Origin of the sequence: Ruminococcus sp. MSJ-25 (assembly GCF_018917825.1) — a bacterium.
In the GTDB taxonomy this organism is placed as follows: domain Bacteria; phylum Bacillota; class Clostridia; order Oscillospirales; family Ruminococcaceae; genus Hominimerdicola; species Hominimerdicola aceti.
The window spans coordinates 192,404-204,423 of sequence record NZ_JAHLPI010000015.1; the positions used below are offsets into that span (position 1 = coordinate 192,404).

The 12,020-nt window shown below is 43.5% G+C and carries 9 protein-coding genes; 5 read left to right on the forward strand and 4 right to left on the reverse strand.

Features of this window, described 5'->3' with window-relative positions:
* Positions 1–33: 33 nt before the first annotated feature.
* Positions 34–1,311 (reverse strand): aminotransferase class I/II-fold pyridoxal phosphate-dependent enzyme, encoded by a 1,278-nt coding sequence (locus KQH97_RS05900; protein ID WP_216553375.1) that lies wholly within the window; start codon positions 1,309–1,311, stop codon positions 34–36.
* A 581-nt stretch (positions 1,312–1,892) separates the two neighbouring features.
* Between KQH97_RS05900 and KQH97_RS05905 the strand changes: the two genes are divergently transcribed.
* Positions 1,893–2,891 (forward strand): glycoside hydrolase family 130 protein, encoded by a 999-nt coding sequence (locus KQH97_RS05905; protein ID WP_046440570.1) that lies wholly within the window; start codon positions 1,893–1,895, stop codon positions 2,889–2,891.
* A 200-nt stretch (positions 2,892–3,091) separates the two neighbouring features.
* Here the strand turns inward: KQH97_RS05905 and KQH97_RS05910 are convergent, their stop codons facing one another.
* Positions 3,092–3,586, reverse strand: a complete 495-nt coding sequence (locus KQH97_RS05910) for a hypothetical protein (protein WP_216553379.1) — start codon at positions 3,584–3,586, stop codon at positions 3,092–3,094.
* 13 nt (positions 3,587–3,599) lie between these two features.
* A complete protein-coding gene (locus tag KQH97_RS05915) occupies positions 3,600–4,418 on the reverse strand; it encodes an AraC family transcriptional regulator (RefSeq protein ID WP_181979847.1) in 819 nt (272 codons plus the stop codon).
* A 227-nt stretch (positions 4,419–4,645) separates the two neighbouring features.
* Between KQH97_RS05915 and glmU the strand changes: the two genes are divergently transcribed.
* Complete coding sequence (glmU, locus tag KQH97_RS05920; protein ID WP_046441900.1) at positions 4,646–6,073, forward strand: bifunctional UDP-N-acetylglucosamine diphosphorylase/glucosamine-1-phosphate N-acetyltransferase GlmU; 1,428 nt, start codon at positions 4,646–4,648, stop codon at positions 6,071–6,073.
* A 47-nt stretch (positions 6,074–6,120) separates the two neighbouring features.
* On the opposite strand, the gene KQH97_RS05925 is transcribed toward glmU, so the two are convergent.
* On the reverse strand, positions 6,121–6,336 hold the full coding sequence (locus tag KQH97_RS05925) for a helix-turn-helix domain-containing protein (RefSeq protein ID WP_022288672.1): 216 nt from the start codon (positions 6,334–6,336) through the stop codon (positions 6,121–6,123).
* A 143-nt stretch (positions 6,337–6,479) separates the two neighbouring features.
* On the opposite strand from KQH97_RS05925, the gene KQH97_RS08670 reads away from it, so the two are divergent.
* The 3 genes from KQH97_RS08670 to mfd all read left to right on the forward strand — a co-directional run bounded on the left by KQH97_RS08670 (position 6,480) and on the right by mfd (position 11,319).
* Positions 6,480–6,953 (forward strand): TM2 domain-containing protein, encoded by a 474-nt coding sequence (locus KQH97_RS08670; protein WP_022288671.1) that lies wholly within the window; start codon positions 6,480–6,482, stop codon positions 6,951–6,953.
* A 180-nt stretch (positions 6,954–7,133) separates the two neighbouring features.
* Positions 7,134–7,757, forward strand: a complete 624-nt coding sequence (pth, locus tag KQH97_RS05935; RefSeq protein ID WP_216553383.1) for an aminoacyl-tRNA hydrolase — start codon at positions 7,134–7,136, stop codon at positions 7,755–7,757.
* A gap of 106 nt (positions 7,758–7,863) precedes the next feature.
* A complete protein-coding gene (gene mfd, locus KQH97_RS05940; protein WP_216553387.1) occupies positions 7,864–11,319 on the forward strand; it encodes a transcription-repair coupling factor in 3,456 nt (1,151 codons plus the stop codon).
* The last annotated feature ends 701 nt before the right edge of the window (positions 11,320–12,020 follow it).

The following is a 12,020-nucleotide window of genomic DNA, read 5'->3' on the forward strand; positions in this document are numbered from 1 at the left end:
TATAGAGAGTATTGTTATCTTGACTTTGTTGAATTATTCTGCAAGAAGCTTTTCTGCACTTGCAAGCTTAACTGCTGTAGCAAACACGTCGGCTGCAATTTTAAGCTCGTTCTCAGGCGGGAATGTAGGAGCAATTCTGATGTTTGAATCGTCAGGGTCCTTTCCGTAAGGGTATGTTGCACCTGCACCTGTGAGGACTACGCCTGCCTCTTTGCAAAGCTGACAAATTCTCTTTGCACAGCCGTTAAGAGCGTTGAAGCTTATAAAGTAACCGCCGTTTGGCTTCTCCCAGCTTCCGATGCCCAGAGGTGCTATCTCCTTTTCGAGAGTGTCAAGAACTATCTTGAACTTAGGCTCGATTATAGCTCTGTGCTTCTTCATATGCTCCATAAGGTTTTCATATGTGCCGAAGAACTTAACGTGGCGGAGCTGATTTATCTTGTCATAACCGATAGTCTGAACTGTCATCATGGATTTGAGATACTTGATGTTCTTTTCAGATGACGCTATCATTGCAACGCCTGCACCAGGGAATGTTACCTTTGATGTTGATGCGAGCATATAAACTCTGTCAGGGTTGCCGGCCTTTTCACACTCGTCAAGAATATTGAGAAGTGTGTCAGGCGTATCAGAAAGGTGGTGGATACAATATGCGTTATCCCAGAATATCTTGAAATCCTTAGCTTTTGTTGTCATGGCTGCAAGACGCTTTACTACTTCGTCAGAGTATGTTGTGCCTGTAGGGTTAGCGTACATTGGAACACACCATATACCCTTGATAGTATCGTCCTCAGCAACGAGCTTTTCTACCATATCCATGTCAGGACCGTTTTTGTCCATTGGAATGTTTACAAGCTCAAAGCCCATTTTTTCTGTTATAAGAAAATGTCTGTCATATCCCGGAACAGGGCAGAGCCACTTTACTTTTGTATCCTTCCAAGGCTTTTCACCGTCGCCTGTGCCGAAAAGCATGAACTTTGCGATAGTGTCATACATGATGTTAAGGCTTGAGTTTCCGCAAATGATAAGCTCATCAGGTGTTACACCGAGCATAGGTGCGAAAAGCGCCTTTGCTTCAGGCAGACCGTCAAGACCACCGTAGTTTCTGCAATCTGTGCCGTCCTCAGCGAAGCAATCCTCGCTGCTCTTTACTGCTGTGAGCAGACCCTCTGTCAGATTGAGCTGTTCGGCAGACGGCTTTCCTCTTGCCATGTTCAGCGAAAGTCCCTGAGCCTTGAAATCGTCATATTCTTTCTGGACTTCCGCCTTGAATGCTGCCAGTTCCTCTGCAGACATTTCTGTTAGTTTCATATCAATGTCCTCCACTTGTAAATTATAAATTATAGTACACTACTATACAGAACAAATTCGGAAAATCCCGACCACTGTCGCACTCTGCCGAACGTATCTGATATCCTTACTTATATTGTATACCCTTTTCGCTGTTTTTGCAAGTGCTTTTTATCATTCTTGCAAAAAATCAGAAACTTGCACGAATATGCTTATGCTAATATGACCATTATGGGCAACTTTTATAATTTACATTCAAAACGCTTGCTGATGATCCATTTTTTGTTTTGTTAGAACTAACTGAGCCTGCAGATACAGAAAACCGCAGTTTTTTATCGCGATGCAAAAATATGAAACAAGCAAAGTGTTAATAAAATGTTAAATTTAAGAAGAATACGTTTACATTCAAATTCTAAACGTTTTCAGCAAAAATAGGGACTTGAAATTTTTCTTAAAGTATGCTTTAATAGTAACAACGGCGTTTTACCAAAATGGTAAGCCGAATGACATCGCCTTGAATAAGCGGAGGATATATTCGCAGATATATTCGGGGGAAAAATAAAAAGTAATCATTTTTTATATTATGAAAGGTGGATTTTAACATGAGCGTTAAAGTAATCAACGGACAGGCTATTCCAAATATGCCTTGGCAGGATAAGCCGGCTGACTGCAATGAAGTGATCTGGAGAGATAACAGAAACCCTATCATTCCTAGAAATCTTCTTCCTACATCAAACTCTATCTTCAACAGTGCGGTAGTTCCTTTCGAGGGCAAGTTCGCAGGTGTATTCCGTGTTGACGATAAGGAAAGAAACATGGCTCTCCATGCTGGATTCTCTGAGGACGGTATTCACTGGAACATCAACCCTACAAGGATCATGTTCGAGCAGGCTGAAAAGTCTACAGAAGAAGTAAATCAGTGGGGATACGGCTATGACCCAAGAGTATGCTTTATCGAAGACAGATATTGGGTAACATGGTGTAATGCATACGGCTGGAAGCCAACTATCGGCGTAGGCTATACATATGATTTCAAGACATTCTATCAGTGCGAGAACGCATTCCTCCCATTCAACAGAAACGGCGTACTCTTCCCAAGAAAGATCGACGGCAAGTATGTAATGTTCTCAAGACCTTCTGACTCAGGTCACACACCATTCGGTGATATGTACATTTCACAGTCACCTGACATGAAGTACTGGGGCGAGCACAGACACGTTATGGGACCTCTCAAGGGCTGGGAGTCCAAGAAGATCGGTGCAGGTCCTATTCCAATAGAGACAGACGAGGGCTGGCTCTGCTTCTATCACGGTGTTCTTGAGTCTTGCAACGGCTTTGTATACAGCTTCTCAGCTTGCATCCTTGACAAGGAGCAGCCATGGAAAGTTAAGTACAGATGTGGCGAGTATCTCATCAACCCAAGAGAGATCTATGAGTGCGTAGGCGATGTTCAGAACGTAACATTCCCATGCGCAACACTTTGCGACGCTGACACAGGCAGAATTGCTATTTACTACGGCTGTGCTGACACTTGCGTAGGTCTTGCTTACACAACTGTTGACGCTGTTGTTGACTATGTAAAGAGCCATTCTTCTATCTAATTTCGATCTGATAGACTAATAGAATAGTTTACAAAAGAGCAGAACTTCGGTTTTGCTCTTTTTTGTTGGTGTATAAAAAATCAACGGGCGACCTCAGGTCGCCCCTACATATAAACAGCGTATTTACGCAAATCGTAGGGGCGAACAGCGTTCGCCCGTTTTTATGATGTGATTTTACAGTATCTAATTTATTTAATGCCCTATATTTTTTCAGGTGCGTCCTTTTCGTATTCGGCGAATTGCTTTTCCATATCAGCTTCGCTTTCGCCAACTGAGCGCAGTATCTCTTTGAGAAATACTCTGTCCTCAGGCTCTCCTGAAAGCTTTGCACTGTGCTTTTCGTAGAAGTATCTCATTTTAAGCACGCTGATAGGGGAAAGCTCCTGCTTTTCTGCGGCTTTGTATGCAGAGTTCACGTCTGTGATGAAAAAGCCCATGCTGTATTCAGGAGCCTCCTCGCATATAGCTTTAAGCATATCTGCTATAAGATCTTCACGGACGTACACCACTCTGCCTGCAGAGTGGAGCATTCGCATTGTGCTGTTGTAGTCTGATACCCTGAGTGTTTTAAGCTCATCACGGCTCAGACCCAGCCATGAAAGGGCAACGGCTGCTGCAGCCTCAGTATTGGTTTCATGTAAAGTTTTGACCTTATCCTCTATCTGAGAAAAGGAATAGATATATTTTTGTTCCATATTTATTGCCACCTTATGCCTTTATCTTCCTGTATTCCGCCGGAGAGATGTTCTCGTGCTTTTTGAATACAACATAAAAATACGAGCTGTCGCTGAAGCCTGTTTCCGAAGCTATCTCCGCCACTGTCTTTGAGGAGTAGGTAAGAAGCTCCTTTGCGTGGCTTATGCGCACTGTGTTTAAATATTCCATTGGTCTTATGCTGAAATTTTTCTTGAAAAGTCTGCAAAGGTGCTGTTCTGATACCCCTGCCACAGCCGCCATGTTGGCGAGCTTTATAGGCTTTGAATAATTCTCCTCGGTGTATTTCATGACCTTTGCGATGGCTTCGGAATTTACACGGCTCTTGTATGGGAACTTATCGTCTGAAAGCTTGCGGTATTCAAGAAGCATATCGTAAAGCTGTGCGGAGGCATAATAGTTGCCGTATGCCTTGTCGCTTTTTATGGTGTAGTATGCGCTGTCAAAAAGCTTGTGCATACGCTCTGCGCCGCAGTTTAAAAAAACATGAAATTTGTTAAGATCCCATTCTTTCAGCAGCTCGAGAGCCTGTTTGCCGTCAAAGCACGCCCAGTCAAGATACCATGAATGAGTCGTGGCTCTATATTCGTGGGGACAGTGCGGTGGTATATAGAAAATGCTGTCAGGCATTATTTTTACGGTCTTGCCGTCTACCGTTACCTCACCCTCGCCCTCAAGACAGACGAAAAGCTGAGGATAATCATAGCCCTCCGGTCTGCTGACAGGAAACTGCCAGCAGCTCACGCCTATGCCGATGATATAAAATGGCAGAGCTTTTTCAGTTCCTATAACAGGATAGAATTGTTTCTGCATATATTTTTCCCCCATATCTGAAGCAGAAAAAAACTGCAATATATTAACATGATAACTACACATTTTATTATAGCAGTGTCGCAATATGTTGTCAAGCAAAAGAATAAATTGCGATAAAATATGAACCAACTGTTGACTTTTTATCCCAACCGTATTATAATAATAAGGAAATGGTGCGAAAGTGCCAAGTCTTATTTTGTGGGACGTATCTGAAAGGAATTTGTATTATGGAGAACAATGTTATTATTCTTGCCGGCGGACAGGGCAAGAGAATGAAGACCAATATGCCAAAGGCTTTGTGCAATGTTATCGGTGAACCTATGCTGGAGTGGGTGCTGACAGCCTGCGAAAATGCAGAGCTTGACGATATCTGCGTTGTAAAAGGCTACGAGGGTCAGCAGATAGAGGATTATCTTGCACAGAGAAAGTCAAAGGCTGATATCTGTACTGTTATGCAGGAAGAGCGTCTTGGCACAGGTCATGCTGTTATGCAGGCGGCTGATTTTCTTAAGGCTCACGCTGAGGGGAACACACTTATACTCTGCGGCGACGCTCCTTTTATCGACGCAGAAACTATCAAGGGTGCGCTGGAGCTTCATACTGAAAAGGACTGCGGCGTAACTGTTGTTACATCAAGAGTTGAGAACCCTACAGGCTACGGCAGAATAATCCGCACTGAGAATGGCATTTCAGGAATAGTTGAGCACAAGGACTGCACACCTATGCAGCTTGCTATCACTGAGATAAACTCAGGCTGTTACTGGTTTAAGACGGCTGACCTGCTGGAAGTTCTTTTCGACATCAAGCCAGAGAACGCTCAGGGCGAGTATTATCTTACAGACTGCATCGAACTGCTTATTGCAAAGGGCAAAAAGGCTGACGCATTTATTTCGGCTAACCCTCATGTTGCGCTTGGTGCAAATGACAGACGTGGTCTGCTTGCACTCAATGATATCGCAAGATATGAGATAATAGGAAAGTGGCTTGACGAGGGTATCGAGTTCTGCTGCACAGACGGTGTTTCTATCGGAAACAATGTTACTATCGGTCATGGAACAAAGATACACAGCGGAGTTATCCTCAGAGGAAACACCACTATCGGTGAGAACTGCAATATCGGCAACAACTGCATAATAGAGAACACAACTGTAGGAAACGGCGTAAACCTTAACAATGTTCAGGCTTACGAGTCTGTTATCGAGGACGACGTTAAGATAGGGCCTTATGTTCAGCTCAGACCTAATTCACACATCAAGAAGGGTGCGAAGATAGGCGACTTTGTGGAGATAAAGAACTCCACTATCGGCGAATACACAGCGGTGGCACATCTTACATACATCGGCGATTCTGACGTCGGCTCAAATGTAAACTTCGGCTGCGGCGTTGTAACAGTAAACTACAACGGCGACAAGAAGTTCAGAACTGTTATCGAGGACAATGCTTTTATCGGCTGTAACACAAACCTTGTTGCACCTGTAAGAGTCGGCAAGGGCGCATACACAGCGGCAGGCTCAACTATCACAACTGATATTCCTGACAACGCACTTGCTATCGAGCGTGGCAGAGAGACTATCAAAGAGGGCTACGCTGAGAAGAAGCTCAAGGCGAGAACAGAAAAGTTCGAGGCTATCCACGGCAAGTCTGAGGAGAAGTAATATACCCAAATATAAGCAAGACCCTGTCTTTTGTAAGGCAGGGTCTTTTATTTGTTTAGCTTTTTGTTGTTTGTCCTGCCGAGGATATAATCGGTGGAAACGCCATAGAAGTCGGCTAGGATAAGGAGGTGTTCTACGGGGATAGTTCTTGCACCACGCTCATATCTTGAATACACTGTCTGACTTGTAAAAAGAATTTCGGCTATCTGCGTTTGGTTCATGTCGCTATCTTCGCGCAAATCTCTTAATCTTTGGAAATACATAAAAATTCTCCTTGTTTTTTGTATAAATTGTAGAAAGTGATTTTAGTACCTATTGGTACTATTGACTTTACCATATTTTTGTGCTATGCTATACATATTAAAACCGTATGGTCTTAAAATATGGTAAGAGGAGAAGTATATGTATGTCTAAAATTCTTTCGATTGATAATGATATCATCACTATTGGCATGGACGGAGGAACACTCAAAGAAGTGAGAGCTGTTGACCTTAATTTCGTGCCTCATGTTAATGACGAGGTGGAGATTTTTGAAACAGAAACTAAAACCATTGTTTCAAAGCTTGAAAAAGAGCAGCCGAACCCATTGCCTTATTCGCCAAATGGCATTAACATCAACGTCCAGAATACTCAGGAAATGAAGAATGAGCAATCTTCAACTCTGGCAAATGGAACTATTGCAGTAAATAAAGTTGTATATTGTTTATTGGCATTTTTCCTTGGTGCAGTTGGCGGTCACAAATTCTATAGTCATAGAATAGGTGCAGGCGTGTGCTATCTGCTTTTCTGTTGGACGGGTATTCCAGCAATTATTGCTCTTATTGAGTTGATCGTTGCTCTTTGCAAAAAGAGTGACGCAAACGGCATGATATTGGTATAGTCTTTTCAGCTGATTTTATTCATTTTTCGTTTGACAAACAAAATCTCATATGCTATAATAAAGCCGACAGTAAAATGTCGGCTTTTGTTTATACCCCGTCTTGCATAAAGACGGGGTTATTGTGCGTGGATAGAATAAGCTGTCGGGGCTGACATATTATAAAAGATAGGAGAATTTACAATGGATATATTCGAGAAATTGAAGAAATTGTCTGCCGAGAGGGAAACGGCTATGGGCAAGCCTGAGTATATTATCGTGGGGCTTGGCAACCCCGGCGTGGCTTATGAGAATACTCGCCATAACGCAGGCTTTCTTGCGGTGGCGGCTATGGAAAAGAAATACGGCATTTCGGTGAATACACATAAGTTCAAGGCTCTTGTGGGACGTGCCGTTGTAGGCGGAAAAAGCTGTCTTGTCATGAAGCCTGAAACTTTCATGAACAATAGCGGTGAGGCTGTCAGCGACGCTATGGACTTTTATGATATACCGCTTGAAAATGTTGTAGTGGTCTATGATGATATTTCACTTGACGTGGGCAAAATGAGGATACGCAGAAATGGTTCGGCTGGGGGTCATAACGGCATAAAAAGCATTATCGCACTGTGCGGAGGTCAAGATTTCCCAAGGGTAAAAATAGGCGTTGGCAAAAAGCCTCACCCTGATTACAACTTGGCTGACTGGGTGCTTTCAAGATTCACTGACGAGGAAATGAAAAAGCTTTCTGATGTGGATAAAAACACCTGCGAGGCTGTGGAGCTTATGGTGCAGGGCAAGATAAACGAGGCTATGAACAAGTTCAATTAGGGACAATTTTTGACCGACATATTGATAAAGACAAATATCGGGACGTCGAGGGCGCCGTCCCCTACAGTTATATTGTTATTAAAACTTTTTTTCGGAGAACAGCAAGATGAATATTTTTTATGAAATGGCGAGCCGTCTTGGCTTTTATAAAGATGTGAAAAACTGCCTGCTCAAAGGGTTTACCCCTTGTGCGGTCACGGGCGTTTCAAATATACACAAGGCTCAGACCGCAATGGCTCTCAGCAGGCTTTCCCCTTGCCTTGTTATATGCGACGATGAAGCGTCTGCCATTAGAATGACAGGGGATATAAACGAAATGGCTGGGGAACAGCTTGCCTGCGTTTTTCCTGCAAAAGACCTGAACTTTGCATACATGGAGGGCGTTTCAAGAGAATATGAGCATAAAAGGCTGGAAGCTCTCTCTCTTATCACTCAGGGCAAATGCAAGATAATCGCCGCAAGCATGGAAGCTTGCTTGCAGGGAACTATTCCGCAGGATAAGCTGAAAGAGTTTTCTTTTGAGATAAAAACAGGGGGCGAACTCAGCCTTGAGGAGCTTACAAGCAAGCTTCTTGCGGGCGGTTATACAAGAACAGATCAGGTGGAGGGTCAGGCGCAGTTTTCTGTGAGAGGCTCTATCGCCGATATTTTCCCTGTGCAGGAGTCACGTCCTGTGAGAATAGAGCTTTGGGGCGACGAGGTTGACTCTATCTCATACTTTGACCCCGAAAGCCAAAGACGTACCGACCCAATAGACGAGATAACGGTTTTCCCTGCACTGGAGATAATTTTCCCTGACACTGATGACCTTGTGACAAAGCTTGAAGCCTTGTCGAAGTCTGTCCGTGGAAGCCGTACCGATAAGATAAGAACGAATATTTCAAGGGATATAGAAACGGCTCAGAGCGGTATCACCCTCACTAATCTTGATAAGTATTATACTGTGTGCTATGACAAGCTCACAACAGTGTTTGATTACTTTGAGAGCGGTGTTTGCCTTGTGTCGGAGTATACGAACTGTATCGAAAAGGGCAAGGCGGCTCTTGCTCAGCTTTCAGAGGATATGAAGCTTCTTTATGAGGACGGCATACTTTTCAGAAAGCTGGAGGGCTTTTATCTTGATATACCACAAGCGGAACTAAAAATAACACAAATGAAGTCGGTGTTTCTTGACAGCTTTATGCGCTCTAACAACGGCGTGAAGTTCAAAAAGCTTATCAATACCGACTGCCGACAAACGGCGGCTTGGGGCGGTAATATCATCAATCTTGAAGAAGAACTGAAAAATCTCTGCTCTCAGGGGTATTGCACTGTTGTGCTGGCAGGCTCGGAAAAGACGCTTCCTATTATAAATAAAGACCTTAATGACGCTGGCATTTCTGCGGAGATCCTCACTGAGGACAGCGAGATAATAAAGGGTAAAGTATACCTGCGCACGGGCTGTCTGTCAGGTGGCTTTGATTATCCTGACATAGGCTGTGCGGCTATCACTCAGATGAAAGCCATGAGTGCAAAGAAGCGTAAATCCCGTCACAAGGCAGGAGAAGAGATAAAAAGCCTTTCGGATATACAGACAGGCGACCTTGTTGTTCATGCTATGTACGGCATAGGAAGATTTTCAGGAATAAAAAATATAGAAACGAACGGTGTAACAAAGGATTATATCACCATAAAATATGCAGGCACGGACGTGCTTTATGTGCCTGTTACTCAGCTTGACCTTGTGTCAAGATATATAGGTCCGAGAGATGACGGGGCAGTGAAGCTCAATAAACTCAACTCTATGGAGTGGACAAAGACACGAAACAAGGTAAAGTCTGCCGTAAAGGATATGGCGGAGGAGCTTACAAAGCTTTATGCTCAAAGACAAATGGCAAAGGGTTTTGCTTTTTCCCCTGACAACGATTGGCAGGCGGATTTTGAGGAGCGTTTCGACTATCAGGAAACCGACGATCAGTTAAGATCTATACAGGAGATAAAGTCAGATATGGAAAAGCCGTCCCCAATGGACAGACTTCTTTGCGGAGATGTGGGCTTCGGCAAAACGGAGGTGGCTCTCCGTGCAGCGTTCAAGTGTATGCTCGATAACAAGCAGGTGGCTATACTTGTGCCAACAACTGTTCTTGCATGGCAGCATTATCAGACGGCGATAAAAAGATTTGAGCATTTCCCGGTGAAGGTGGAGCTTTTGTCGAGATTTAGGAAACCAAAGGAGCAACAGCAGATAATAAGAGAGCTTAACCGTGGCACTATCGACCTTATCATAGGCACGCACAGGCTTGTGCAGAAAGACGTTAAGTTCAAGGACTTGGGCCTTGTTATTATAGACGAGGAACAGCGTTTTGGTGTTGCTCATAAGGAAAAGTTCAAGGAAACTTTCAAGGGCGTTGATGTGCTTACACTTTCGGCTACCCCGATACCAAGAACGCTTAACATGGCAATGAGCGGTATCAGAGATATGTCGGTCATAGAAGAACCGCCTATGGACAGACACCCTGTTCAGACCTATGTAATAGAGCATAATATGGGCGTTATAGCGCAGGCTATAAGCAAGGAGCTGCGACGTGGCGGTCAGGTGTATTATATCCACAACAGGGTGGAAACTATCATGATGACCGCAAATAAGCTTCAGGAAATGCTCCCTGACGCAAGAATAGCGTTCGCACACGGACAAATGCCCGAGGAGGAGCTGTCGGAAATATGGCGGCAGCTTTGCGACAGAGAAATAGATATCCTTGTCTGCACCACCATAATCGAAACAGGTGTTGACGTGCCGAATGTAAATACACTTATAATAGAGGACGCTGACAGATTAGGACTTTCACAGCTCTATCAGCTCCGTGGACGTGTGGGAAGATCAAACCGCCGTGCTTTTGCGTACTTCACTTTCAGACGTGGCAAGGTACTCACTGAGGTAGCGGCAAAAAGGCTTGATGCAATAAGAGAGTTCACGCAGTTCGGCTCAGGCTTCAGGATAGCGTTGCGTGACCTTGAGATAAGAGGTGCAGGCTCTATACTCAGCGGAAAACAGCATGGACATATGGAGGCGGTGGGATATGATATGTATCTGCGACTTCTAAATGAGGCTATAGCTGAACAAAAGGGCGAGGCTCTGCCACCGTCACCTGAGGATTGCTTGGTGGATATATCCATAGACGCATTTATACCTGAACATTATATAGAAAATCTGTCACAGAGGATAGATTGCTACAGGAAGATAGCTTCCATAGGCAATGAGGAGGATTCCAGGGACGTTATCGACGAGCTTATAGATAGATACGGCGACCCACCGAAATCAGTGCTGGGATTGGTGAACGTTGCACTTACGAGAAATACTGCTTCAAAGCTTGGCATAAAGGAAATAACACAAAGAGGGGATAAGGTGCTGTTCTTTGTGAAAACCGCAGAGGTGGAGCAGATACAAGCGTTGTATGGAGCTTATAAGAATAGGATCAGGTTTTTTGACGGAGATAAGCCGTATTTTGCAGTGACATTGGAGAAAAAGCAAAAAGCGGCAGAATTAATGGCGGAAACGGTAAGATTAATGAGGAATGAGGAGTGAGGAATGGCGGAGCCATACCGAGTAAATCATTAACACAAAATAGAGGAAACTCCTAGCAAAGTGACAACTGAGCGACGCCCAGTTGTCACTTTTTGTATGAAAAGAACAAAGGAGCAAAGCAAAATGGACAAAAAGAGATAAGAAAAGGGAAATAAAGTGTAAAAAAAGCAGAAAGCGAAAAAAGGGGTTGACAAAAGGGCATAAAAGTGATAAAATAAACAAGTCGCCTCGAGAGAGAGCGATAAAGAGAGAAGCGAAACGAAGGTAAAAAGGTTCGGGAGAACAGAAGAGACCTAAGGAGTAGCTCGAAAAGAACTTCACAAAAAGTTCACAAAGAAAAGTCTTGACAAAGCTTAACTAATATGATATAATAGATAAGCTGATTTAAGACAGCACATTAGAAAACACGAAAAAATCGGAAGTCAAAAAACTTTTTTGAAAAAACTTCAGAAAAGGGGTTGACAAAAGATAAAAAGTGTGATATAATGTAAAAGTTGCACGACACAAAAGAGTGTAACGAAACAGCATCTTGAAAATTGAACAAAGACGAATAGTACGAAACCCTTGAGAGATTCTTTTGAGAAAAAGAATTAAAGGTCTAACATAAAGACGTAAAAGAAATGTACGTTCAGTGAAGTGAACTGAAACAGGATAACAAGAGCAGAGATGCTTTTGATATACAACTTTAATTAAGAGTTTGA